General features: G+C 53.7%; 29 protein-coding genes. 18 read left to right on the top strand and 11 right to left on the bottom strand.

All coding sequences use genetic code 11. From position 1 onward, the window contains the following. The first annotated feature begins 200 nt into the window (after positions 1 to 200). From rpsO to ABFZ83_RS11455, 5 genes are all read left to right on the top strand, one after another. Positions 201 to 470, top strand: coding sequence for a 30S ribosomal protein S15 (rpsO, locus tag ABFZ83_RS11475; RefSeq protein WP_411816692.1), 270 nt, complete (start codon positions 201 to 203; stop codon positions 468 to 470). Between the two features lie 70 nt (positions 471 to 540). Continuing rightward, complete coding sequence (locus ABFZ83_RS11470) at positions 541 to 1302, top strand: SDR family NAD(P)-dependent oxidoreductase (protein WP_411816691.1); 762 nt, start codon at positions 541 to 543, stop codon at positions 1300 to 1302. A 99-nt stretch (positions 1303 to 1401) separates the two neighbouring features. Continuing rightward, entirely contained in the window at positions 1402 to 3516 is a 2115-nt protein-coding gene (gene pnp / locus ABFZ83_RS11465; RefSeq protein WP_411816690.1) for a polyribonucleotide nucleotidyltransferase, read from the top strand. A gap of 169 nt (positions 3517 to 3685) precedes the next feature. Next, on the top strand, positions 3686 to 5584 hold the full coding sequence (locus ABFZ83_RS11460) for a DUF885 domain-containing protein (RefSeq protein ID WP_411816689.1): 1899 nt from the start codon (positions 3686 to 3688) through the stop codon (positions 5582 to 5584). Positions 5585 to 5684: 100 nt separating this feature from the next. Beyond that, on the top strand, positions 5685 to 6791 hold the full coding sequence (locus ABFZ83_RS11455; RefSeq protein ID WP_411816688.1) for a fatty acid desaturase family protein: 1107 nt from the start codon (positions 5685 to 5687) through the stop codon (positions 6789 to 6791). 49 nt (positions 6792 to 6840) lie between these two features. Here the strand turns inward: ABFZ83_RS11455 and ABFZ83_RS11450 are convergent, their stop codons facing one another. The 5 genes from ABFZ83_RS11450 to ABFZ83_RS11430 form a co-directional block, all read right to left on the bottom strand. Then, on the bottom strand, positions 6841 to 7662 hold the full coding sequence (locus ABFZ83_RS11450) for an enoyl-ACP reductase (protein ID WP_411816687.1): 822 nt from the start codon (positions 7660 to 7662) through the stop codon (positions 6841 to 6843). Positions 7663 to 7716: 54 nt separating this feature from the next. After that, positions 7717 to 7908, bottom strand: a complete 192-nt coding sequence (locus tag ABFZ83_RS11445) for a hypothetical protein (protein ID WP_411816686.1) — start codon at positions 7906 to 7908, stop codon at positions 7717 to 7719. 3 nt (positions 7909 to 7911) lie between these two features. Further along, positions 7912 to 9126, bottom strand: a complete 1215-nt coding sequence (gene fabB / locus ABFZ83_RS11440) for a beta-ketoacyl-ACP synthase I (protein WP_411816685.1) — start codon at positions 9124 to 9126, stop codon at positions 7912 to 7914. A gap of 31 nt (positions 9127 to 9157) precedes the next feature. Next, on the bottom strand, positions 9158 to 9691 hold the full coding sequence (gene fabA, locus ABFZ83_RS11435; RefSeq protein WP_411816684.1) for a bifunctional 3-hydroxydecanoyl-ACP dehydratase/trans-2-decenoyl-ACP isomerase: 534 nt from the start codon (positions 9689 to 9691) through the stop codon (positions 9158 to 9160). A gap of 81 nt (positions 9692 to 9772) precedes the next feature. Further along, positions 9773 to 10372, bottom strand: coding sequence for an SH3 domain-containing protein (locus ABFZ83_RS11430; protein WP_411816683.1), 600 nt, complete (start codon positions 10370 to 10372; stop codon positions 9773 to 9775). A 119-nt stretch (positions 10373 to 10491) separates the two neighbouring features. Between ABFZ83_RS11430 and ABFZ83_RS11425 the strand changes: the two genes are divergently transcribed. The 3 genes from ABFZ83_RS11425 to ABFZ83_RS11415 all read left to right on the top strand — a co-directional run bounded on the left by ABFZ83_RS11425 (position 10492) and on the right by ABFZ83_RS11415 (position 12747). Beyond that, entirely contained in the window at positions 10492 to 11499 is a 1008-nt protein-coding gene (locus ABFZ83_RS11425) for a 2-hydroxyacid dehydrogenase (RefSeq protein WP_411816682.1), read from the top strand. A gap of 5 nt (positions 11500 to 11504) precedes the next feature. Further along, complete coding sequence (locus tag ABFZ83_RS11420; RefSeq protein ID WP_411816681.1) at positions 11505 to 12122, top strand: class I SAM-dependent methyltransferase; 618 nt, start codon at positions 11505 to 11507, stop codon at positions 12120 to 12122. Between the two features lie 154 nt (positions 12123 to 12276). Beyond that, positions 12277 to 12747 carry a DUF2141 domain-containing protein gene (locus ABFZ83_RS11415; RefSeq protein ID WP_411816680.1) on the top strand — a complete coding sequence of 157 codons (471 nt, stop codon included), beginning with the start codon at positions 12277 to 12279 and terminating at the stop codon, positions 12745 to 12747. Here the strand turns inward: ABFZ83_RS11415 and ABFZ83_RS11410 are convergent. From ABFZ83_RS11410 to rdgB, 5 genes are read right to left on the bottom strand one after another with little or no spacing between them, the layout of a single operon-like run. Next, positions 12744 to 13496, bottom strand: coding sequence for a HesA/MoeB/ThiF family protein (locus ABFZ83_RS11410; RefSeq protein ID WP_411816679.1), 753 nt, complete (start codon positions 13494 to 13496; stop codon positions 12744 to 12746). The genes ABFZ83_RS11415 and ABFZ83_RS11410 overlap by 4 nt on opposite strands. A gap of 15 nt (positions 13497 to 13511) precedes the next feature. Continuing rightward, entirely contained in the window at positions 13512 to 13958 is a 447-nt protein-coding gene (locus ABFZ83_RS11405; protein WP_411816678.1) for a DUF2721 domain-containing protein, read from the bottom strand. Positions 13959 to 13973: 15 nt separating this feature from the next. Beyond that, positions 13974 to 15098, bottom strand: a complete 1125-nt coding sequence (hemW, locus tag ABFZ83_RS11400; protein ID WP_411816677.1) for a radical SAM family heme chaperone HemW — start codon at positions 15096 to 15098, stop codon at positions 13974 to 13976. Beyond that, positions 15095 to 15880 carry a subclass B1 metallo-beta-lactamase gene (gene bla / locus ABFZ83_RS11395; RefSeq protein ID WP_411816676.1) on the bottom strand — a complete coding sequence of 262 codons (786 nt, stop codon included), beginning with the start codon at positions 15878 to 15880 and terminating at the stop codon, positions 15095 to 15097. The genes hemW and bla overlap by 4 nt, the downstream gene beginning before the upstream one ends. Next, positions 15880 to 16488 carry an RdgB/HAM1 family non-canonical purine NTP pyrophosphatase gene (gene rdgB / locus ABFZ83_RS11390; RefSeq protein WP_411816675.1) on the bottom strand — a complete coding sequence of 203 codons (609 nt, stop codon included), beginning with the start codon at positions 16486 to 16488 and terminating at the stop codon, positions 15880 to 15882. Before rdgB ends, bla begins: the two co-directional genes overlap by 1 nt. 235 nt (positions 16489 to 16723) lie before the next feature. On the opposite strand from rdgB, the gene ABFZ83_RS11385 reads away from it, so the two are divergent. From ABFZ83_RS11385 to ABFZ83_RS11365, 5 genes are read left to right on the top strand one after another with little or no spacing between them, the layout of a single operon-like run. After that, the gene (locus ABFZ83_RS11385) at positions 16724 to 16858 is read left to right on the top strand and encodes a hypothetical protein (protein ID WP_411816674.1); all 135 of its coding nucleotides are present in this window, start codon (positions 16724 to 16726) and stop codon (positions 16856 to 16858) included. Next, complete coding sequence (locus tag ABFZ83_RS11380) at positions 16858 to 17019, top strand: hypothetical protein (protein ID WP_411816673.1); 162 nt, start codon at positions 16858 to 16860, stop codon at positions 17017 to 17019. Before ABFZ83_RS11385 ends, ABFZ83_RS11380 begins: the two co-directional genes overlap by 1 nt. Before the next feature lie 41 nt (positions 17020 to 17060). Beyond that, positions 17061 to 17588 carry a DUF2975 domain-containing protein gene (locus tag ABFZ83_RS11375; RefSeq protein WP_411816672.1) on the top strand — a complete coding sequence of 176 codons (528 nt, stop codon included), beginning with the start codon at positions 17061 to 17063 and terminating at the stop codon, positions 17586 to 17588. A gap of 11 nt (positions 17589 to 17599) precedes the next feature. Then, positions 17600 to 18181 (top strand): DUF2975 domain-containing protein, encoded by a 582-nt coding sequence (locus tag ABFZ83_RS11370; protein ID WP_411816671.1) that lies wholly within the window; start codon positions 17600 to 17602, stop codon positions 18179 to 18181. Beyond that, the gene (locus ABFZ83_RS11365) at positions 18181 to 18387 is read left to right on the top strand and encodes a helix-turn-helix domain-containing protein (RefSeq protein WP_411816670.1); all 207 of its coding nucleotides are present in this window, start codon (positions 18181 to 18183) and stop codon (positions 18385 to 18387) included. The genes ABFZ83_RS11370 and ABFZ83_RS11365 overlap by 1 nt, the downstream gene beginning before the upstream one ends. 2 nt (positions 18388 to 18389) lie before the next feature. On the opposite strand, the gene ABFZ83_RS11360 is transcribed toward ABFZ83_RS11365, so the two are convergent. Next, complete coding sequence (locus tag ABFZ83_RS11360; RefSeq protein ID WP_411816669.1) at positions 18390 to 19724, bottom strand: MFS transporter; 1335 nt, start codon at positions 19722 to 19724, stop codon at positions 18390 to 18392. A 150-nt stretch (positions 19725 to 19874) separates the two neighbouring features. Here ABFZ83_RS11360 and rlmN point away from each other — a divergent pair, with 150 nt between their 5' ends. The 5 genes from rlmN (at position 19875) to ABFZ83_RS11335 (ending at position 24165) form a co-directional block, all read left to right on the top strand. Continuing rightward, complete coding sequence (rlmN, locus tag ABFZ83_RS11355) at positions 19875 to 21044, top strand: 23S rRNA (adenine(2503)-C(2))-methyltransferase RlmN (protein ID WP_411816668.1); 1170 nt, start codon at positions 19875 to 19877, stop codon at positions 21042 to 21044. Continuing rightward, entirely contained in the window at positions 21045 to 21464 is a 420-nt protein-coding gene (arfB, locus tag ABFZ83_RS11350) for an alternative ribosome rescue aminoacyl-tRNA hydrolase ArfB (protein WP_411816667.1), read from the top strand. It begins immediately after the preceding gene. A gap of 65 nt (positions 21465 to 21529) precedes the next feature. Further along, positions 21530 to 22090, top strand: a complete 561-nt coding sequence (locus ABFZ83_RS11345) for a hypothetical protein (protein ID WP_411816666.1) — start codon at positions 21530 to 21532, stop codon at positions 22088 to 22090. A 276-nt stretch (positions 22091 to 22366) separates the two neighbouring features. Beyond that, positions 22367 to 23041 (top strand): hypothetical protein, encoded by a 675-nt coding sequence (locus ABFZ83_RS11340; RefSeq protein ID WP_411816665.1) that lies wholly within the window; start codon positions 22367 to 22369, stop codon positions 23039 to 23041. Between the two features lie 56 nt (positions 23042 to 23097). Then, positions 23098 to 24165: a glycerophosphodiester phosphodiesterase family protein gene (locus tag ABFZ83_RS11335; protein ID WP_411816664.1), complete on the top strand. Its 1068-nt coding sequence runs from the start codon at positions 23098 to 23100 to the stop codon at positions 24163 to 24165. The last annotated feature ends 18 nt before the right edge of the window (positions 24166 to 24183 follow it).

The raw sequence follows: 24183 nt of genomic DNA, 5'->3' as shown, positions 1-24183 counted from the left end.
AGACAGAGCTCAGTAGAGCGGTCAAGATGATCTTTGTTTGATGAAAAGTACCTGTTTTCATCATATATCTTGGCCATGTCTTGAGGCGTATTCTGGCCTTGCATGGCGGGGGTTTTTCCCCCATAAGCCGATGTTTAACGACCCTGCTGGACGGCGTCCCGGCGGGGCCTTCATTTATCCGACGCCGTGGAGAAGTAAAAATGTCGATTACGGCTAGCCGCAAGGCTGAACTCATCAAACAATTTGCGAATAGCGAAGGCGACACAGGTTCGCCGGAAGTACAGGTCGCGATCCTTACGGAACGCATCAACAACCTGACTGAGCACTTCAAAGACCACAAAAAAGACAACCACTCACGTCGTGGCCTTTTGAAAATGGTTTCTCAGCGCCGTAGTCTTCTCGATTACGTCAAGCGTAATGACCATGGTCGTTACCAGAAGCTGATCGAATCGCTGGGCATTCGCCGCTAAGCATTTATTGGTCATCAAACGGTGGGGCCATGGCCCCGCCATCGTGACAGCGAAATAAATCGGAGCAAATATGAAACTTGAGGGTACGTCAGCAATCATAACCGGCGGTGCGTCGGGGCTTGGTGCAGCAACGGCAGAAGCGCTAAATGCTGCGGGTGTTAAGGTCGCTCTTTGGGACCTCAATGCCGAAAAGGGTGAGGCGCTGGCGAAAGACCTCGGTGGAATTTTTTGCTCCGTAGACGTTAGCAACGAAGATAGCGTTGCTGACGCATTGGCAAAAACAGTTGCCGCGCATGGTACGCCGTCAATTCTTGTGAATTGCGCGGGTATCGCAATTGGCGAAAAGACGATTGGCAAAAATGGCCCGCATCGTCTTGAGAGCTTCAAAAAAGTAATCGACGTCAATCTTGTCGGTTCTTTCAATTGTATCCGTCTGGTTTCGGCTGAGATGGAAAAGAATGATCCGCAGGCAGATGGTGAGCGCGGCGTTATCGTGAACACCGCTTCTGTTGCGGCGTTTGAAGGCCAGATTGGCCAAGCGGCATATGGCGCATCAAAAGCGGGCGTTGCTGGCATGACATTGCCGGTTGCGCGCGACCTGATGAATGCGGGTATTCGCGTAAACACAATCGCGCCCGGAATTTTCTGGACGCCGATGATGGCCGGAATGGACCAGAAGGTTCAGGACGCTTTGGCGGCAATGGTGCCGTTTCCTAAACGTCTTGGCCGGCCAGATGAATATGCATCTCTCGCCTTAGAGATTTGCAGAAATACGATGATTAACGGTGCCGTCTTTAGGCTAGATGGTGCCATTCGAATGCAGCCCAAATAAGCTTGAATGCGCCGCCTCGATGGGCGGCGCTTTGCTTTCCGGGTTTCATGAAGGGTGCCTTGCGATCCGCGTAGGGCACAGCACGAAAGAAGAGAAAACATGTTTAACATTACGAAAAAATCAATCGAATGGGGTGGTCGCACGCTGACCCTCGAAACGGGGCGAATTGCGCGCCAGGCAGATGGTGCGGTGCTTGTCACATATGGTGACACATCGGTTCTTTGTGCCGTTACAGCCGCAAAAGAAGCGAACCCTAATTTCGATTTCTTCCCACTAACGGTTCACTATCAGGAAAAATACTATGCGGCTGGCCGCGTTCCTGGTGGTTATTTCAAGCGGGAAGCCCGCCCAACCGAAAAAGAAACACTGACGTCGCGTTTGATCGACCGGCCGATTCGTCCGTTGTTCGCCAAAGGCTTCAAAAACGAAGTGCTCGTCGTTGCTCAAGTTCTGAGCCACGATCTTGAGAACGACCCTGATGTCATCGCAATGATCGCAGCGTCCGCGGCGCTTACAGTTTCTGGCGTTCCATTTATGGGTCCAATCGGCGCGTCGCGCGTCGGTTACATCAATGGCGGCTATGTTCTGAACCCAACGCTCGACGAGATGGATGATACGCAGCTTGATCTCGTTATGGCGGGTACGAACGAAGCGGTTATGATGGTCGAATCCGAAGCAAAAGAGCTTTCGGAAGAGGTCATGCTCGGCGCGGTCAAGTTTGGTCATGACGCGGCAAAACAAGTCATTGATCTGATCATCGACTTTGCTGAAGAATGCGCGAAAGACCCATGGGACTTCACGGCTCCTGACCATTCTGAGCATGCGGACAAAGTCCGTGCCCTCGTCGAAGAAGACGTCAAGGCAGCTTACAAAGAACAGATCAAGCAGGTCCGTCAGGAAAAAATCGCCGAAGCGAAAAACAAGGCGATCGAAGCATTCTGTGATGAAGATGACGAAAACGCACTTTCGAAAAGCGTCGTAAGTGGCCTTTTCAAGGAAATTGAATCTGACATCGTTCGCGGCGGTATCCTTGATACGGGCGAGCGGATTGACGGTCGTGACACGAAAACGGTTCGTCCGATCGTCGCCGAAGCGGGCGTATTGCCACGGACCCATGGTTCATCGCTGTTTACCCGCGGTGAAACACAGGCGCTTGTGGTTGCAACGCTCGGTACTGGCGAAGACGAGCAGATGATTGATTCGCTTACCGGTACGTATAAAGAGCAGTTCATGCTGCACTACAACTTCCCGCCATATTCGGTTGGTGAAGTCGGACGTATGGGCTTTACGGGCCGTCGTGAAATTGGTCACGGCAAGCTCGCATGGCGCGCGATGAAAGCGGTGATCCCGTCACAAGACGAATTCCCTTATGTCATTCGCCTTGTTTCTGAGATTACGGAATCAAATGGTTCGTCATCAATGGCGACTGTTTGTGGCTCGTCTCTCGCGCTTATGGATGGCGGCGTGCCGATCAAGCGCCCGGTCGCTGGTATCGCGATGGGTCTGATCCTCGAAGGCGAACGCTTTGCTGTTCTGTCTGACATCCTTGGTGACGAAGACCACCTCGGCGATATGGACTTCAAAGTAGCGGGTACGGATCAAGGTGTGACCTCGCTTCAGATGGACATCAAGATCGCCGGCATCACCGAAGAGATCATGCAAGTTGCGCTCGGTCAGGCGAAAGACGGGCGTATGCACATTCTTGGTGAGATGGGCAAAGCGCTCGACGCGGCCCGTTCTGACCTTGGTGACTATGCACCGCGCATCGAAACCATGCAGATCGCGAAAGACAAAATTCGCGAAGTGATCGGCACAGGCGGTAAAGTCATTCGCCAGATCGTCGAAGAGACCGGTGCGAAGGTGAATATCGATGACGAAGGTCTGATCAAGATCGCATCGAATGACAAAGCCCAGATCGACGCAGCCTATAAGTGGATTCACTCAATTGTGGCTGAGCCTGAAGTGGGCGAGATTTACAAAGGCAAGGTCGTTAAGGCCATGGACTTTGGCGCATTCGTCAATTTCTTCGGCCCGCGTGATGGTCTGGTTCACATTTCGCAGCTGGCTGATGGCCGTCCTGAGAAAACAACCGACGTGGTCAAAGAAGGCGATGAAGTTTACGTGAAACTTCTTGGTTTTGATGATCGCGGCAAGGTCCGGTTGTCGATGAAGGTCGTCGATCAGGAGACCGGCAAGGAAATCGAGAAGGAATAATTTCCTAACACTCAGATTTCATTGAAAAAATCGAGAAAAACGGCATCTGTGGCATACAGGTGCCGTTTTTTTATTTTCCGTATTGGCGGCGCACTATAAGTGTTGGCTGATTTTATAAGCACGGTAAGCTTTGGAACCACGCATCGGGACATAAATGGGGAGCTAAGCGATGGTCATCAGACAATACGTTCTAGCAAGTGTCGCTGTGACGGCATTGGTGGGGTTATCCGGTTGCGGCGACAAGGATGCGACACCGACCACACCGGTAAATCAGGAAATTGAAACCCAAGAGGTTGAAATCGTCACGGCCTCTGATCAGCTATTGGAAATGGCTGACCGTCATGCCGCAGAAATCCTCCGCGCATCCCCGGAATATGCGAGTGTTCTGGGTGTCGATGAAACGGTCGCGGGCGAAGGGTTCCGAGCACGGTTAGGAAGCTATGGCTTTGCCGCGAACGAAGCCGCCCGCGCCATGAACGAGCGCTTCTTGCAGGAAATCCGCAGCATCGACCGCTCGACCTTGGAGGGGCAGGCGCTGATTACCTATGATGTGTTGCGCGACACCTATCACACGGCGGCGCAGCGGAACCAGTTTGCTTTCGGCGGGGCGACCGCTTTCGGTTCAGCGGGGCCTTATGTCGTCACTCAACGATCCGGGCCGCAGGTATTTCTGCCGCGGGTCATGCTGACCCAGCATCGCCTCGAAAGCGCTCAGGATGCAGAAGATTATATTGCCCGGCTCTCCGAATTTGGCCGGGTGTTTGACGAGACCGTCGAGACCGTGACCTCAGATGCGGCATTGGGGATTGTGCCGCCGCGATTTGCACTTGATGGTGCCTTGCGGACCATCAGTGTGTTCACTGAAACCCCGCCAGCGGAAAACCCGCTGACCACGACATTCGCCGCTAAAATCGAGAAAATTGACGGATTGAGCGCTGATGATCAATCGGCCTTGATCGAGCGGGTGGCGGCTGCGGTCGAGGCAAATGTTTATCCCGCCTATGCGCGACTGGGTGCGGCGCTTGAGAACCTGAAATCCCAGGCGGGCGATGATGCCGGCATTTGGACGCTCGGCGATGAAGGGGCTGCGTTTTACGCCCATCGCCTCGCGGCCTATGGCGCAGGCGGCATGACGGCAGAGGATGTCCATAATCTCGGACTTGAGGAAGTCGCCCGTATCACCGAACAGATGGACGCCATCTTGAAAGAACAAGGCCTGAGTGAAGGCACCGTCGCTGAGCGTTTCTCGTCGATCGGGAAGCGTCCAGACATGCGCTACCCGAATACGGATGAAGGCCGGGCGAATTTGCTGTCGGACCTCAATGCGCAGGTCGCCGAAATTATGACCCGCGTCGATGATTGGTTTTATACGCTGCCGTCGCAGCCGGTCGAAGTCCGCCGTATACCGATTTATGAACAGGACTCGTCCTCGGGCGGCTATTACAGTGCGCCCTCGCTTGATGGCACGCGGCCCGGTATTTTCTGGATCAATCTCAAAAATACCGAAGACTGGCCGAAGCACGCTTTGAATACACTTACCTATCACGAAGCGGTGCCGGGGCATCATTTCCAGCGCTCGCTTGAACGCGCGGCCAAACTTCCGCTTATTCGCAATATGCTCGGCTATTCCGAATTTTCCGAAGGCTGGGCGCTTTACGCGGAACAGGTTGCAGCCGAAATGGGGCTTTATGCGAATGACCCGCTCGGTGATCTTGGCCGCCTTCAATCGGAATTGTTCCGCGCGGCGCGCCTCGTGACCGATACCGGGCTTCATCATAAACGCTGGAGCCGCGAAGAAGCGATTGCTTATATGCAAGGCGTTACAGGCGACACGACCGCATCAGTGACCCGCGAGATCGAGCGTTATTCGGTTTGGCCGGGGCAGGCGACCGCCTATAAGCTTGGTATGCTGAAAATCAACGAGCTACGTCAACGGGCAGAAACCGCCCTCGGGCCGGATTTTGACATCCGCGAGTTCCATGACGAAATCTTGTTGACTGGCGCAATGCCTTTGCCGGTGCTTGAGAAAAAAATCGACAATTGGATCGCGGAAAAACAGGGCAGCTAATCGCGCCGCCAAGGGCAAAAATCACTGCCGTGATTGTGTCACTTGAACATAATAGTATTGCGCTTAATCTGTTCTGGAAAAGTTTAGGTGAGCGCAAGACATGTCAGACACGCAAGGGCCCACGGGGCGTCCCTTTGAATGGTTGAGTGAGGCTGATCGTCTCGCAATCGAAACGCCATCTTGGCGCAAGGGTGCGATTATCGCGCTGGTGCATTTTGCGGCCTATTTCGCGACGCTATACGGCACCCTCGGGCCATTTCCGCTTTGGGTGAATCTTTTGTCCTCAATCGCCAATGGGTTTTGTTTGGGCCTTCTTTTTATCATTGGTCATGATTGTGTTCACAAATGTTATTTTCCAAACCTTCGCGCCAATCAGATTATGGGCCGGCTGACCTTTTTACCGACCGGCCACTCCGCGAGCCTCTGGGAAACTGGTCATAACCGCTTCCACCATGGCAAAACAAACTTCAAAGGCGTTGATTATGTCTGGGCACCGATGAGCCTGGAAGAATATCGTGCCGCCAGTCCCTTTCGCCGGTTTTTAGAACGCCACAATCGCGGCATTCTTGGTCAGATTTTCAACTATCCGATCAGCATTTGGATACCGAAAATCATTCTGCCCATCGCGCCAGAAACCCGCGCGCAATGGCGTCGCTATTTCTGGGACTCGGTTCTTGTTGTGGTGGGCCAGGCCTTGATCATCACCGCGATCCTGACCCTCGGTAAAATGTGGCACCCAGAGCGAAGCCTGTTGACGATTTTTGCGGTTGGTTGGTTCCTGCCAATGCTGATTTGGAACTTCCTTGCGTCGTTCAGTTTCTTTTTACACCATGCCCATGAAGACACCCATTGGTTTGATAAGGCGGAGGATTGGTCGTTCTATCGTTCCTGTATTGAAGGAACGGTCCATATGGAAATCAAAGAGCTGAAATGGCTCGGGCTTTATTTTAATGTGATGGAACACACCGCCCATCATGCCATGTCGACAATTCCGATTTACAATCTCGACCATGCAAGTCGCCTTTTAAAGGCGCATTATGGTGACGCGGTCACGACTTATCGTTTCACCTTCAAGGACTATTGGCGCATTTTAAAAGCGTGCAAATTATATGACTTTGAAAACCGTCATTGGACGGACTTTGAAGGGCGTCCAACGGGACCCGCGCTTGAAGACCGGCGCGGTATGATCCCCGCGGCGGCGGAATAAAAAAGGGCCGGAAATCCGGCCCTTTCTACGTTTCGGTATGTTGTGTTGCTTAGCCTTTAAGCGCGGCTTCGTCGGGCATGCCGACAATATGGAAACCGCCATCCACATGGTGGGTTTCGCCGGTGCATGACGCACCCAAATCCGACAACAGATAAAGCGCTGCGCCCGCAACGCCTTTCGGGTCCGTGTCATCGCGCAGCGGGCTGGCCGCGCGATTGAAAGAGAACATGTGGCGACCGGAAGAAATCCCTGCAGCAGCAAGCGTTTTGATCGGTCCGGCAGAAATCGCGTTAACGCGAATGCCCTGTGGTCCCAGATCACGAGCAATATAGCGGGTCGATGCTTCAAGGGCCGCTTTCGCAACGCCCATGACATTGTAATTCGGTACTGTGCGCTCTGAGCCGAGATATGTCAGCGTAATCATTGAGCCGCCGGGCTTCATCATTTTCGATGCGCGGTTCGCAGCGTCAACGAATGAGAATGCAGAGACGTCCATCGTGTCGCGGAAAATCTCGCGGGTCGTGTTTTCTACGAAAGATCCTTCAAGCGCGGTTTTGTCCGTGAACGCAATCGCATGGACCAGAAAATCAATCTCACCCCATTTGTCAGCGACGGTCTTGAAAGCCGCTTCCATTGATTGATCGGACAGCACATCACATTCGAGAATAAGATCCGCATCAACGCTTTCGGCGAGCGGGCGCACGCGGCGTTCAAGCGCCTCATTGGCATAGGTGAAACCAAGCTCTGCGCCTTGGGCTTTGAGCTGCTGCGCAATGTGCCATGCGATCGAATTTTTATTCGCGACGCCCATGATCAGGCCGCGCTTGCCTTTCATCAAATCGCCTTGCGGGTACGAAATATCGCTGCTCATAATTCTATATCCTTTTTGGCTTTCAAGCCGCTTGTTGACACGGTGCGCCGCTCGCTATGCGCCGCCGCTTCGCCCGATAAGTATCATTGTCAAAATGAAATAGGCGAGCCAGACCAATGCGTAAACGCCAAAACGAGTGGTTTTGGGCTGTTTTCGAACAACGGGAAGAATTAACCGGAACCACCAAAGGCCGCCCGTCGCAATGATGATCGCGACGATCACGGCCATGATGACCGGCTGGCTCATGTCCTAGACCCTTGCGACGACGAGCGAGCCATTGGTTCCGCCAAAGCCAAAGCTGTTGGTCAGGAAGCAATCGATTTTGGCGTTATCGACGCGCTCGCGAATGACCGGCAGGTCAGCAAATTCCGGATCGAGATTTTCGATATGCGCCGATGCGGCGAGGAACTTGTCGCGCATCATGATCAGGCCATACACCAGCTCTTGTGCGCCAACGGCCCCAAGGGAGTGTCCGGTCAGCGATTTAGTGGACGAGAATGGCGGGATCTCATTGCCAAAAACCTCGCGAATCGCCTGGGTTTCTTTCTGGTCGCCCACCGGGGTCGAAGTCCCGTGCGGGTTCACATAGTCGATGGGTTGCCGCGTTGTTTCCAGTGCGCCGCGCATGCAACGGACAGCCCCTTCGCCCGAAAGCTGCACCATGTCATAGCCGTCGGAGTTCGCGAAATAACCGACGATCTCGCCATAGATTTTCGCGCCGCGGGCTTTTGCATGTTCATATTCTTCGAGGACAACCGTTGCCGCGCCGCCGGCGATGACAAAACCGTCCCGGTCTTTGTCATAGGCGCGACTTGCGACCGATGGGGTGTCGTTAAAGCTGTTCGACATTGCGCCCATAGCGTCAAAGATATTGGCGAGGGTCCAGTCGAGTTCTTCACCGCCACCAGCAAAGACAATGTCTTGCTTGCCCCACATGATCTGTTCCGCCGCCGCGCCAACGCAATGAACCGATGTCGCGCATGCAGAGGAAATTGAATAATTCACGCCGAGGATTTTATAGGGCACCGCCAATGTTGCGGAATTGGTTGATGCCATTGCCTTTGGCACAACGGTTGGCCCGATGCGTTTGGTGCCGCCGGTTTTGCGCGTGATGTCCGCGGCCTCAACAATCGCTTTTGTCGAAGGGCCGCCAGACCCCATGATGATACCCGTCATCGGGTGGCTGATCTGGTCTTCGCTCAAGCCTGAATCTTCGATCGCCTCGCGCATGGTAAGGTAATTCCATGCAGCGCCTTCACCCATGAAACGGCGGGTACGGCGATCGAGAATTTCTTCTACGTTGATTTTGGGGCGGGCAGATACTTGGCATTTAAAGCCATGCTCAGCAAAGCTTTCGTCACGAGCGATGCCAGACCGCCCCTCATATAGAGCCTGCTTGACGTCTTCTACATTGTCACCAATGGAAGAAACGACACCCATGCCAGTAATTACGACTCGTCGCATAAATATCCTTTCGTGCTCGCCAAAGAGTATTTTAAAGGCTTAGGCCGGCCGCAAGTTGCTCTTGCGAGAATAACCCGACACGAAGGTCATTGGCCGAATAAATTTGGCGACCATCAACTTTCATTACCCCATTCGCGATACCCAGAATGAGCGGACGGCTCATCACCCGGCGAATGTCTAGCTCATAGGTAACAAGCTTGGCGCTCGGTACAACCATGCCAGAGAATTTTACGTCTTTTGCGCCCAATGCACGTCCCGATCCCGGGTGACCTGACCAGGTCAGGAAAAACCCGACAAGCTGCCATAAAGCGTCCAGCCCGAGACAGCCCGGCATCACCGGATCGCCCGGAAAATGGCAATCAAAGAACCAAAGGTCCGGGTTGATATCGAGTTCGGCAACGATGCGGCCTTTGCCATATTCACCACTGTCATCGTTAATTTCGACAATTCTGTCGAACATCAACATGGGTGGAACTGGTAATTGGGCGGTGCCTTTTCCGCGCAGGCCATGATAGCCGCATTCGAGAAGTTCTTCGCGGCTATAGCTGTTTTTCTGTTCTGTCATGCGACCTTATTACTAACTTCGTTAACGCGAGGCTGATCCTCGCTTGTGTTAGCCGTTTGGTAAAGGGGACGCCGCCTTCGGTCAATTATGCGTCGCAGCAATATTGAGCGCTTGGGCGGAAGAATATTGCGTACCGAGCGGCATTTGGGCGCGGGCACCCCAAAAAGCCGAGGCTCTTGCCCAGCCTTTGCGCCCATTGGCGGTCACCCGCAGCCAGCCATCCCGCTCTTCTTCGACCTTGGTGATGACGCCGCGACCCAGCCGGGCCTTGGCGGGGGCGGTTGCTTCGGGCCGGGCCCGCAGCGGCAGCCCGTCTTCGAGGACCAGCGCGGTCTCTATGCCGGAGAGCTTGGATTTGTGCGTCCAGCATTCATCACCTTCTAAATCCCGGATTTTGCGCCAATAATCGGTCGTTTCGGCCACGACCATGACCGGCAATCCCTGACGCATGAAGGTCAATCTTACAGGATGGGCAAAGCTTGGACCGGACCGGCAAAAGGTCTTTTTGGCCTTTAACGAGACAAGTCGCGGCACCGGCAGCCCCGAGGGCGTATCCAGCCGGATTTCAGGGGGGTTGGCGGGCGCACGATCTTGCGCCGCGCTGGCGGGCGCGGTCATATAGCAGGCCAGAAAAAAACCGGTCGCCGAGAAAATTTTTGTAATAATATTAAGGCGCGACATGAAAGGACGCTCGAAAAAACGTTAAAAGGTGAATAAACCCTTATTACACGGCGAAGCCGTTAATCTTGGGTTAACCAGATGTTTATTTCGCAATCGAATAGGAACGCAAGGCAAAAGGCATGGATCCGAAGAAACTAAAAGTGGCGCTAACGCGGAAACTTCCGTCTCCGGTCGAGGCGCGCCTTTCAGATCTCTTTGATACGACATTGCACGATTCCGACATGCCATTGTCTCCGCAAGGATTGATCGAGCGCGTTCAAGATGTCGACGTATTGGCACCGACTTTGGGAGATCGGTTGGATCAAGCCTTTTTCGATGCCGCCGGGCCCCGGCTAAAAATGGTCGCCAATTTTGGCGCAGGCACCGACCATATCGATGTGGCCGCTGCGAATGCGCGCGGTATCACCGTGACCAACACACCGTCGGTTCTCGCTGAAGATGCGGCGGATATGGCTATGACGCTGATACTGGCCGTGCCGCGGCGTATGGTCGAGGGCGTCAGGGCGCTGGAGAGCGGCAATTTTCAAGGCTGGTCGCCGACATGGATGCTCGGCCATCGGGTCCGCGGGAAAAAGCTCGGCATCATCGGGCTCGGCCGTGTGGGTGAAGCGATTGCGCGACGGGCCAAGGCTTTTGGACTTTCAATCCATTACCATAACCGCAGCCCGATCAACCCGCATATCGAAGAAGAACTGGGCGCGACCTATTGGGACAGTCTCGACCAGATGCTGGCGCGGGTTGATATCGTTTCGATTAATTGTCCGCATACCCCGGCAACCTTTCATCTGTTGTCGCGCCGCCGATTGGAATTACTTCAGCCGCAAGCCTATGTGGTCAATATCTCGCGCGGTGAGATCGTTGATGAAGAAGCGCTGGCAAGCATGATCGAAGAAGGCCGTCTGGCCGGTGCGGGGCTTGATGTTTACGAACGCGGTGCGCCGAGCGAGAAATTATTGCGTGCACCAAATGTTGTTTTGCTTCCGCATATGGCGTCCGCCACCGTTGAAAGTCGAATGGAAATGGGTGAGCGGATGATCATCAATATTAAAATGTTCGCGGACGGACATAAGCCGCCGGACCGGGTCATCCTCGGGCTGGATGATGGACGTTTGCCGCGCGCGGGTTAGGGCAAATGGGCTGGTATAGCGATCATATCGAACCGGCCCTCGTATCCTGCGCTTGTGGGATGAAGCCCGTTTCCAAGGAAAGAGCGAAGATTGTGCCGCGGGCTTCCGGGCGCGTTTTAGAAATTGGCTTTGGTTCTGGTCATAATGTTCCGTTCTATGACCAATCGGCGATTGAACATCTTTATGCACTTGAACCTGCTGAGGCGATGCGTAAGCGCGCGAAAAAGCGGGTCGCGGATATTGAGGTTCCGTTTGAATGGCTGGACCTGCCCGGCGAAGATATTCCGCTGCCGGATGAAAGCGTCGATACGGTACTTGTGACCTTTACGCTGTGTACAATCCCCGAAGTCGAAAAAGCACTGGCTGGCATGCGCCGTGTGTTAACCCCTGCCGGCAAGCTGGTTTTTCTGGAACATGGTTTGGCTCCGGATCGGGGCGTCGCGCGGTGGCAAAACCGTCTCAATGGTATCTGGGGCAAACTTGCTGGTGGTTGTAATCTCAACCGCGATACTACCGGGCTTGTCGGGAGTGCCGGTTTTACGATTGATGAATTGGACCAACATTACGCGCCGGGCATGCCGAAATTTGCCGGATTCATCAGTTATGGCGTGGCCAGTCGGTAACAGCTTTTAATTCAGGCGTGATTTTTCCCAAATTTTAGTTGAATCGCAATTTTGTGAGCGCATCATATGGTTAAGTTGCGGTTAATTGGCTTGATTTCTCAATCTGTTCGCCCAATTAACCTGCCTTGTTTGTGGAAACTGAAAGTATAGCGCCGTGCGTAAATTGTTGGGGATAGGGTTTATTGCGTTGATTGCCGGAGCCGCACATGCGGATTCCGTTCCCAATCAATTTGATTTGGCTTCCAAATATGCGGACCCATCGCGCGTCGTCGCAGCGGTGAATACTGAGTTTGCGGTCAAGCCCGGTCAGTATGTGCGGCTGAGCGTTTATGACAGCGAAGAGGCGTTTCTGCATTCCGCGCGCGTCAAGCACCAAGCCGAGATCGGCGAGGATGGCGTTGCTGTCCTGAACCTTTATGGGCTTGAGCCGGGCGAATATTCCTTTGCGGCGTATCTCGATGAAAATGGCGATGGTGTCCTCAATCGCGGCAAAGTGTTGGGCCGTCCGAAAGAACCGGTTGCATTTTCAAACGGGTTTGTCCCTAAGCTGCGCAAGCCGCGCTATGACGAAACAAAAGTCCCGGTCGCACCGGGCACTGTGGTCGTCATTACCCTGAAAGATTAAGCCCCGCAGTCAGGGCAGGCCGGGTCCGCAGGCAGGCCGATGGTTCTGAACTGTCCGGACAGCCCGTCATATAGCATGAGCCGTCCGGCCAGGCTGTCACCGATGGATAGAATTTCCTTCAAGACTTCGGTCGCCGCGAGTGTTCCCATAACACCGGCGACCACCCCCAAAATCCCTTCTTCGGCACAATTGATCTGTTCGTCGCGCGGTGGTTCCACCGGGACGAGACAGCGATAGCAGGGCAGAACACCCGGCTTTTCAAACGGTTTGAAAGTCGAAAGCTGTCCTTCGAACCGACCCAGCGCCGCTGAGACCAGCGGTATTTTTCTCGCGATGACAGCGCGGTTAAGGGCGTAACGAGACGCGAAATTATCGACGCCCTCGACCACAAGATCATAGTCCTTGATGATTGCGTTCGCATTATCCGCATCAATGCGGGGGTGCGAGATCACCGTCACATTCGGGTTTAGCGCGCTAACAAAATCCTGTGCGACATCAGCTTTCGGCTGCCCCACATCTTTGGTTTTGAATATCACCTGCCGCTGTAAATTCGAAAGATCGACCGTGTCATCATCGGCGATGCCGAGGGTACCGACACCAGCGGCGGCCAGATAAGAAATGATGGGCGCGCCCAATCCACCCGCGCCGACTACAAGAACACGCGCCGCCAGTAATTTTTTCTGGCCTTGGCCACCAACCTCGCGAAGGAGGATATGTCTGGCGTAGCGTTGTTTCTGTTCTGGTGTCATTTCGCTATAGGGCGGTTATTTTGCAAACAATGTTTCCCGGACCCGCAATGTCCGCGTGGCGATTGATATTTCCATCAGGAATAACACTAATCCCGCGACCATGCCCAGCATGGTTGCAACGAACAGCATCGCAACCAGCGTTTCAACATTCGCGGCGATAAACTCGCCGATAAAGAGCGTTGCAACCACGACGCAGATCAATAAAGCGGCAATCGAAAACAGCCAAATTGCCCGTTGTGCATACAGCATGCGTTTATCAAGCGCCGCCAGTTCATCCTTGATACGACCGATTTCGGTCGCGCTCGGCTGTTCGCCAAGACGCGCTTCTAAAACACGCGCCCGGTCAATGACCCGCGCCAGGCGATGGGTCACGACATTCAACAACGCACCAATACCGGCGAGCAAAAAAACCGGGGCCACCGCCAGCTGGATAATGTGCCCGACATCACTAACTTCGTTCATGGCTCTCTACTCGCATTATCCCAGTAACGCGTAAAGCACGCGGTTTAAAAGACGTCGCCCATCTGCAGTCGCGCGTACATTTTGCTGATCCCATTCGAGCATTCCGTCTTCTATCAGTTGCTTGAGCGTATCAAGTCGGTTTGCCTGATCGAAAAACATATCATCTGGCGTCAGGGGCATGCCGCCGATTAATCGAAGGCCCATCGAAAAGCGCTCTGTCATCGCTTCGTCTTGGGTGAGCGGCGTTTCCGTTGCGGACGGGTTCGCCAGATAGTCCGACGGTTTTAGCGCTGTCTCTGTTGCCATCCGAATGCCGTTTTCGGTAATGCGCCCATGGGCACCGGGGCCAATGCCAATATAGTCCGCATTCGTCCAATATATCATATTGTGCCGGGATTCATTTCCGGGTGCGGCGTGGTTTGAAATTTCATAGGCGGGCATATGCGCCGCTGCGGCTTGTGCCTGCGCGAGATCGAACATATCGGCGCATAAATCTTCAGGTGCGGGTTGCCAGCGTCCGCTATCAACTGCTTTGGCAAAGGCTGTGCCCGGTTCAATCGTGAGCTGGTAAAGCGATAAATGGGATGATCCAAGCGCCAGTGCCTCGCCCAGTTCCTTTTCCCAATCCGCTAGCGTTTGGTTGGGTCGCGCATAAATCAAATCGAATGTTATGCGATTGAACACATCATTTGCGGTTTCAATGGCGCGCAATGCGCCTTCGGCATCATGCTCCCGACCGAGGAATTTGAGCGCATCATCACGCAAGGACTGAACGCCCAATGACAGGCGGTTGATCCCGGCCTTCGCATGGTCCGCGAAGGTCGCCCGTTCTGCATCTGTCGGGTTTGCCTCTAAGGTGATCTCCGCATCATCCGTAAACCCCCATTTTTGATCGCAATGGGTAATGACCGCTTCGATGACAGAAAGGGGCGCGAGCGAGGGCGTGCCGCCGCCGAAATAAAGGCTTGAAAGCTTTTGACCAGCTGTGCGGTTCGCCCAGAAATCCAGATCCTGGGTCAGGGCGGCTATCCACGCCGCTTCATCATTGGTCCGGTTTTTATAAACATTAAAGTCGCAATAGGGGCATATCCGGGCGCAATAAGGCCAGTGCAGATATACCCCAAATGGCTTAGTGTTCATTCTGCGTTTGCTGCCTCGACCAAGGCAATCGTGTGGTCGAGGAGGGCTCGGTCACCGGCGACCGAGTGGCTAGGCACAATGATTTGCGCTTCCGGAAAGGTTGCGGCGACGTTGCGGACCGATTGTGCCCATTGGCTTAGATCGGCATCAGCTGTGTTTCCGAGGCTGTTCGATGTGCCGGGGCGGATGAGGCACCCCACGAACAGGACCTTTGAGGGCGCATGATAGACAACAATATTATCGCGTGCATGGCCCGGGCCCGGATAATATACCGTAATCGGACCATCGTGATCGACACCATTCTCAGACCAGCCCATCAGGGTGTCGATATCGCGGTCCTCCAAAATCGTATATTGCGTAGGCTTTAAATTTCGCCCCGGCGCATCTTCATTGGTGAGCGGGTGCGCACGTCCACCGATGCCGCGTTTGTTGAGTGTATCAACACCGCCCATTTTATCCGCATGGGCGTGGGTGACGACGGCCATGTCAGGATCGTCACCAAGCGTATCTTCAATCAGGTCGAGAACAATCGCGGTGTCGCCATTTGTCCACGCCGTATCCACCAGTACAATGCCTTCGTCTGTTTTTATGACCAAGCCCTGTGAAAGGACGGGCCCATAAGGCGGAAAGTCCGCGTAGGATTTGTGAATCCAAACATTCTCAGCGATTTGTTCGAGGGATGGAGCTGGTACCTCGTTTGTCACGGTCGATGTGGTCGTGGTTTTTGAACACGCCGCTGTTAGGCCCAAAAGTGCAATAAAAACCAATGCTCTGATCATCATCAAAAACTCTCTTTTATCAGTTTACGGAATGCCTCGGCGCGGTGGGACATCGCGTGCTTTGCATCGGGGTCCATTTCGCCAAAGGTTGTTTCGTACCCGTCTGGCATGAAGATCGGATCATAGCCAAACCCTTTTTCGCCGCGACCGGGGAAAACCAAGGTGCCGTGGACCGTGCCCTCGAAGATTTCCTCATGGCCATCTGGCCAGGCAAGGGCGAGGGCGCACACGAAATGGGCGGAATAGTCCTTGGCATTACGTTCGGCGAGTTCGGTTTCAACCCGCTTCATAGCGTGACCAAAGTCGCGCGGGTCGCCGGCCCAGCGCGCCGAATAGATGCCCGGGGCGTTGTCCAGTGCATGAACGCAAAGACCGGAATCGTCTGCCAGTGCTGGCAGGTTTGCAGCCTGTGCCGCAGCCCGCGCCTTCAGTCCCGCATTCGCCGCAAAGGTTTTTCCGGTCTCTTCGGGCTCGGGAAGGCCAATTTTTTTTGCAGAAATCGCCGTCATCGAATACGGTTTTAGTAAGTCGTTGATTTCGCGTACTTTTCCGTCGTTGTGCGAGGCGATAATGAGCTCTCCGGGGGCCAATTTTCGATGATTTTCGCTCATCTATTTATCCTTTTTCAGCAAAAATTTATCGTTTTTCGAAAAAAACGCTTGCATCGTTTTTCAATAAGTGTATATCGATAATCAACAAGACGACGGAACAACCTTCGCACTGCCTACAACAACAATCGGGCGAAAAAAGCCCAAATCAGAGACCAAAAAAAGAGCGGCCGGGCGAAGCCCAAACCGCTCAAGAGATCAAACGAGATGCAAACACAGGAAAGAAAAGGAGAAACCCATGCGCTTCACAAACTCGGAAAACAATGTCGATAGATTTGGTGGATTTGTCAATGGATTGGCAGTCCTCGTGACGATCACATTAATTGGGGCCGGCTATTTTTCTGCGCTCGGCTCGTTCGCTGGAGTAGCGTAATGCAAAAAGCCTTACACCTTATGGCGGCCGGTAGCCTGCTTGCTATCGCCGCCGGGTGTCTGATCTCGCTGGGCACGGTGACCCAGCCAAACACCGAGATCGGCACCGAAGACACGGCGCAAGCGTGTCAGACCAAATTTTGCCTGATCGCCTTTTTTTAGGGTGATCAGGATAACCAACCTAAAAGACGGAGAGTGACGTTATGCGCGCGATTGGCAAAGGATCGCTGGCCTCAATTCTCGCGATTGGGCTTCATATTACGCGTATTATCCTTTCGATTAGCCTCGTCGGTATTGTCCTTATGTTGCTGATAATTCCGCTCCTACCGTCGCTGGCGGAAATGCTGAGCGATTGGGGCGATTTAGAGGTGGCCGACGAAGGTGACGAAAAGCTGGCAAGCCTAAACGTCTATTTTTCCGTTGCTCATGCTTTTGCAACCACGGCGGTAATGCTTTTTGTGGTTAATCGCCTATTGGAAATATTAAAAACACTGCGTCTCGGATCGCCGTTTGTAAAAGAAAATGCCGATCGGTTTCGTGCGGTCGGCTATGCGCTGCTTATTGGGGAGGGCGCGAAATTCGCTTTTGGTTTGTTCTCGATGATTTTCCGGGCGGATATCGACATCAATAGTTCTTTCATTTCATGGCTCGCGATTATCGCTGTTTTCGTTCTCGCTGAGGTCTTCCGTGAGGGCGCGAGAATGAAAGAAGAGCAGGACCTGACGGTTTAGGATTGGAAAACGTGCGCGACGTGGAAATAAAACCAAAAGCAAAAGGCATTAAATCAGTCAGCCTACTGATCACATTGCTTGTCTATACGCGTATAATTCTGGCGCTCAATTATCTGGCCGTTCCCTATTACCTGTTTGCCGGGTCAAGCATGCCCAAATATCTGGGCTCTGACCCTGCTGATATGGATGCGAAATGGCCTACGATTTATTTTGGTATTGAAAATAACCAGGACATGACGAGCGCGGCGTTGGTGGTGGAATCCTTGGTTTTGCTGATTTCCGTTACGTTCGGGATCTTTGTCATTGGTCAGATGTTAGCCATTTTGCGCAACGTCCAAAACGATAATGCGTTTGCGCGCGACAATGGCGATCGGCTGCGGCGGATCGGTTATTTCGGTGCCGGTGCGCAATTATCGATTTACGGGGTCTGGCTGGTGGCTGCGGCCATGGAAGCCGCACAGATTATCGACACAGAAGGGTTGGAGATGGGTTTATCGACCGCCCCTTGGATTGGTGTTCTGATTGCCTTTTCGCTGGCGACCATATTTCGTCATGGCACGGATATAAAAGAAGAACAGGATTTAACTGTATAATGGCCATTTTGGTGAAACTCGATCGCGTCTTGCTTGACCGCAACATGTCGCTGACAGAATTGTCAGAGCGTGTGGGCGTGACGATCGCCAATTTGTCCATCCTCAAAACCGGCAAGGCCAAAGCAATTCGGTTTTCAACGCTCGAAGCCGTATGCAAAGAGCTTGATTGCCAGCCGGGTGACATCCTTTTTTACGAAGAAGAATGACCTTATTGATAAGGTGCTGCCGCAGGGTCAGCGACGGCTTCCGGGGGCGGCACGTCCTCAGTTGCGGGCACCGCATTTTTCACCGCTTTGCTGGTCCACGCATAGATAATCAGCAATGCAGCGATGCTGGCCGTTAATATATACGGTGCCGCCGGCGACCATTCATAAAGCGAAAACCCGACGATGGGTGAGATGATAAAGCCGGTTGCGCCTGCCGAATTTGCAAGCCCGATGGCACCGCCTTGTTCATCGGATTGAACCCGCATCGATGCGGCCGCCGTTGCCGCAGGCATGGCAAGCCCCGCTCCAAGGCCGCTAATCATCAATCCAGCAATGACGGGTACCAATTCGGCATTAGCGAAAATAAGGACATGCCCAATCAACAAGAGAACGGGCGCGATGCGCATCAATCGTGCCGGCGGCAATCGGAATCGCTGAACGATGACAAGCTGCCCAAACAGAGATGAAAGCGCGCCAGCGGTCAGGCCGATACTGACAAAATGGGTGGCTTCATCATTTTCGTAACCAAGCCGGTCGATGAAATAGAAGGCGATTGTCTGTATGGGAATCGCGTTCAAAATCCCGAAGGCAAGCGCGAAAATCAAAAACGGGAAAATGCGCTGATCCAGCAATTTCACTTTCTGTTGCTTTTTTCGTTGGGTCGGGCCCGTGCGTTCCGGCAAAAACCGCAAGACGGTGATCAACATGATCATCCCTAAAGCTGCATTCGCATAAAAAGGCACAATCGGCCCGATTAGCGACGTGGCCGCGCCAAAGCCCGGGCCGAGCATGGCACCAAAGCCAAACGCCGCTGAAAATCCGGCGATCCCGGCAGTGCGATCGGATTGAGAGGTACGGTCTGCGATATAGGCTTGCGCCGCTGGCGGCCCGGCCGAGCCGATAATGCCGTTCAAGCTGCGGGTCACGACCATAAGAAGATAAAGCGGTAAGCCAGCCAACAACCCCACGAGACCCAATTGTACAGAGACCCCGAAAAACAACATTGATGCCGCGAAGCCGAGCATGCCGATGATGATAAACGGCTTACGGCCTCTGCGATCGCTCATGCGGCCCCAGCGCGGGCCGGTGACGACCCAGCCAATCGCCGAGAACATGAAAATTGAGCCGACCTGAAAATTTGTCAGGCCAATTTGCCGGGCGAGGGGCGGCAGGACGGAGAAAACAATCGTCTGGCCCATTCCGGCGCATATCGCGCCAAACAACAGAAGGTAAATTGCAAATCGCCGCTGTAGCGGACTTGTCGCACGCGCGCTGGAATTTGGGTCGTTAAGATCTGCGCCGGCATCCTTCGGATGCGGTTGCGAAGGCGTATCCATCCTGACTGATTCTCCGATATAGCCCTCTACTCACCACGAGATGCACGTGATTGCAAACGTGATAGGCATCTGCGCTATGGGGCGCGCGTAAAACAGAGCAGAAATAGGCCGATTGCGGAAAGCTGTCGCAGGCCCTATATCCGCCCTGTTATGACACGTCTCGATATATCAAATCGCCCAGAAACTGGGCTTTCCGCGCCAAGTGAGCCCCCTATCAATTTGGCGGGCCTTTCCCGTGCGGAAATTGCGCAGCATTTAAGCGACGCTTTTGCGCTTGACCCCAAAAAAGCAAAAATGCGCAGCAGCCAGCTCTGGCGGTGGATTTATCAGCACGGGGTCACTGATTTTGATGCGATGACCGACATCGCAAAAGACATGCGTGCCGGTCTCGCGGCGCAATTTGTCGTTGCGCGGCCCGAGGTCACCGAACGTCTGGTGTCGGTCGATGGCACACGGAAATATCTGCTGCGGCTTGGCCCCGGGGTCGAGGTCGAGTGCGTTTATATCCCCGACGTTGGTCGTGCGGGCGCGCTTTGTGTTTCGTCTCAGGTCGGCTGTACGCTCGCCTGCACCTTTTGCCATACGGGTACGCAGAAACTTGTCCGTAATCTGACGGCTGCGGAAATTGTCAATCAGGTCATGGCAGTCAAAGACGACCTGGAAGAATGGCCGTCTAATGCCGACGCGCGGCGACTTTCCAATATCGTCTTTATGGGCATGGGTGAGCCGCTCTATAATCTCGACAATGTTTCAACGGCGATTGACGTAATTTCTGATGGCGACGGAATTTCTATTTCGCGCCGCCGGATCACGGTTTCAACCTCTGGTGTCGTGCCGGAATTTAAGCGTCTTGGCGAAGAAACATCGGCGATGCTTGCGATTTCGCTGCATGCAACCAATGACCCGCTGCGCGATGTGTTGGTACCGATCAATCGAAAATATAAGATCGAAGAATTGTTAGAGGCATGCCGGAATTATCCGGGTGCGTCGAATGCGCGCCGGATCACCTTTGAATATGTCATGCTGAAAGATGTCAATGACAGCGACGCAGAAGCGCGGGCGCTGGTCAAGCTGCTCAAAGGGATTCCCGCGAAGATCAATCTTATTCCGTTCAATCCTTGGCCGGGTGCGCCATATGAATGTTCCAGCTGGGACCGGATCGAGGCATTCGCCGAGATCATCTCTCGCGCCGGTTATGCGTCGCCTATCCGGACACCGCGCGGCCGTGATATTTTCGCAGCTTGTGGTCAGTTAAAGTCGGAAAGCGTTAAAAAGCGCGCAAGCGAGATCCGGCGCGAGGCGGCGGCGAACGCAAATTAAATGCGCGTTACGGATCAGATCGTGATTCAGGAATGGGAGCTTCACGAGAGCTTCATCCGTGCATCCGGCCCTGGCGGTCAGAATGTCAATAAGGTCGAAACAGCGGTTCAACTGCGTTTTAATGTCAAAAACTCGCCATCGCTTGAGGATGCGATAAAGCGACGGCTCATGGCGATTGCCGGTCGTCGTATGACCAAAGACGGGGAGCTTGTTATCGAAGCCCGTCGTTTCCGTGTGCAAGAGCGAAATCGCGCCGATGCGCGAGAGCGCCTCGCGGCCATGATCGAGCGCGCTACAATCGCGCCAAAGCCACGTAAAAAGCGAAAAATTTCACTCAATCAAAAACGTAAGCGCCTGGAAGCAAAACGCCGCATTGGGGAGAAAAAACTAAATCGCACAAAGCCCAGCGTTACCGATTAATCACATGGCTTTGCCGGCGATATGCCTTAGAATGGCATTTCAGAATTCGAAAGAGGGGAATTTTCATGAAAAAATTATTGATCAGTTTTGGTGTATTTGTTTTCGCGATAACAAATGCCTTTGCTGGTGATGCGCTTACGGAGGATCAGGCAAAACGGTTCGTCGAAAGTTTGGATTCGGTCAATGGCTTTGGCGACGAGCTTGAAGCGTCAGGGAAGACCGACCGTCTGGCTATTGATACCCAGCCAAAAGCCGGTGAGAAATTTATGCCTTACACAAAGGCGATTTCCGCCCTCAAAACAAACTACCCCGCTGACTATGGTCGTTTTGCACAACTTATAAAGCCACATGGTTTTAATGCGGACGAATGGAGCGGCGTTGGTGACCGGGTGATGATCGCTTATCTCGCTTTGCATATGCAGCAAGAAGATCCGCAGGCCATGGCGATGCTCAAACAGATGGATCGTTCGATGCTGGATAATTTGCCGCCAGAATTGAAATCACAGATGGAGGCGTCTTTGGTGTTGGTGGAAGCGGTTCAAAATGCGCCGCAAGCCGATATGAAAGTCGTCTCAACCGTAAAGGCAGAACTCGACGCCTATATGGAAGCGCAGCAAAAGCAATAACGGTTTTATGGGCCGCCCGAATTAATGGAACCCGGATGAGGAAACTCATCCGGGTTCTTTGCAAGGGAGGGTCCACATTATCGTCCATTGGAGGGGCGCCAATGGTGATGGGGCGATAATGTTAAAGGGTGCTCATGTCACCGAACCCAACCGATAAACGTGGTATTGAGGCAACTCCGTCGCAGAAAAATGAAAAAAATGTGCGACGGAAAACAGCTGCCGATGCGTTTAATGGCGAAACCCTTTTTCTGTCCAGAATGTTAGAAAGCCCTCTCTATGAAATTTCGTCCACTGATGATTATTGCTTTAACGGCGTTGGTGACGGCCTGTGCTTCTCCGCAAAAAGGCGACCGGCCACGCGGTGGTGGCCCCGTAAGTGTCAATCAACCATCGACCCTTTTGGCAAAGGCGCGAGATATTCAGGCCAAACAGGGCTGTGCGCGGGCATTGCCGGCCTATCGTGTGGTTTCGGCCTATGGTGCGGGATATGACGTCGCGCAGTATGAGCTTGGGGCCTGTCTATTCGAAGTATCGGGCAAGAGTGCGCAAGAGACGGAATTGCTTCGGTCCGAGGGTCTCTTTTGGTTGCGCCGTGCGGCTTGGGCCGGGAATCCCCGCGCGCAATTCAAGCTTGCTGAGGTCCTCAGTGGCCTGAAAGTATTCTCGGATCAGGCGGTACCCCGCGATCCGGTAGAAGCGATGATGTGGGTCGGTGTTTACGAGGCCAATGGCGTAAGAAGCGTTTACAGCATGCCGGATATTTCGGCAGCGGTGGTCGATCACATAAGAGGCAATTTAACGCCCGCGCAAATGGAAGAGGCGCGCGTGCGCGCAGCCGAATACCGTAAAATCGAAATGGCGACATTTGTTCCGCCCCAAGGCGCGCGTTCGCAACAGAGCGGCCGCGGCCAGGGTGAGCGCCCGGAAGGACAACGCAGACGCCGCCGCTAAGGTTGAAATCCGCCATTTTTTCGTGCCCATTTACACCCCAGACAAAGGGGTGAAAAATGTCAAAGACGTGGATTGGGTGGCTCTTCCTATTGGCGGTTGCATCATGCGAGGATGCGCCGCCTGAAAGAGCGCCGGAGGTTTCGATGGAATGGGCCACGCTTGATGGATTGCCGCCGATCGTGATCGCGCATCGCGGTGCTAGTGGCTATCGGCCCGAGCATACGCTGGCCTCTTATGCGTTGGCAATTGATCAGGGGGCCGATGTTATTGAGCCCGATCTGGTAATGACCAAAGACGGCTATTTGGTTGCGCGCCATGATCGCTATTTATCGGCCACAACCGATGTCGCGGACCACCCAGCGTTTGCAGACCGTAAGCGGCGCATTGCCGACCCAAAAGGGGAGGCGCGAAACGATTGGTGGGTCGAAGATTTCACGCTGGCGGAGATAAAAACATTACGCGCCCGTCAACCATTTCCCGGGCGTTCGACCGAAGATGACGGGCGATATGAAATTCCCACATTCGACGAAATTTTAGCCCTAATAAAGGACCGCGCAGAGTCGCGGCCGATCGGTGTTTACCCTGAGACCAAACATCCGGGGTACTTCACATCAATCGGATTGGATTTTGAAAAACCGCTCTTGGAGGCATTGGAAGGTTTTGATGAGGGGCCGGTTTTTATCCAATCCTTCGAGCCGGAGATCCTCAAACGCCTAAAGGGTAAAACCGACGCTTTTCTTGTTCAGTTGGTGTATGAGGCCGTGCCCGGTAGCGGACCTAATATTCCGCTCTCTGAGGTTGCGGCATATGCGGATGGTGTCGGGCCGGCGAAAAGCCTCGTGCTACACGAGGAGCCGTCATTATTGGGGCGAGGTGATTTTGTTGCCGATGCGCATGCGCTTGGTTTGTTTGTCCATCCTTGGACGTTCCGCAAGGATCAGCATGCGGGGCCGGGGATTGCGGAATTTACTTTGCCTGCGGATTCTATGGCGGCGCGTGCGGTCAAATCCGACGCTGATGTCGAGCTTTACCGATATTTTTCTGCGGGTGTCGATGGCGTCTTCACGGATTTCCCTGATATTGCCGTCGATCTAAGAGACGCTCTCTCCGAAACCAATAATTAAAAAAAACCGCCGTGACCC

The organism is Hyphococcus formosus (assembly GCF_046736345.1).
GTDB lineage: Bacteria > Pseudomonadota > Alphaproteobacteria > Caulobacterales > Parvularculaceae > Hyphococcus > Hyphococcus formosus.
Note: the sequence above shows the minus strand (reverse complement) of the source record. Positions and strands in the feature narration are given on the sequence as shown.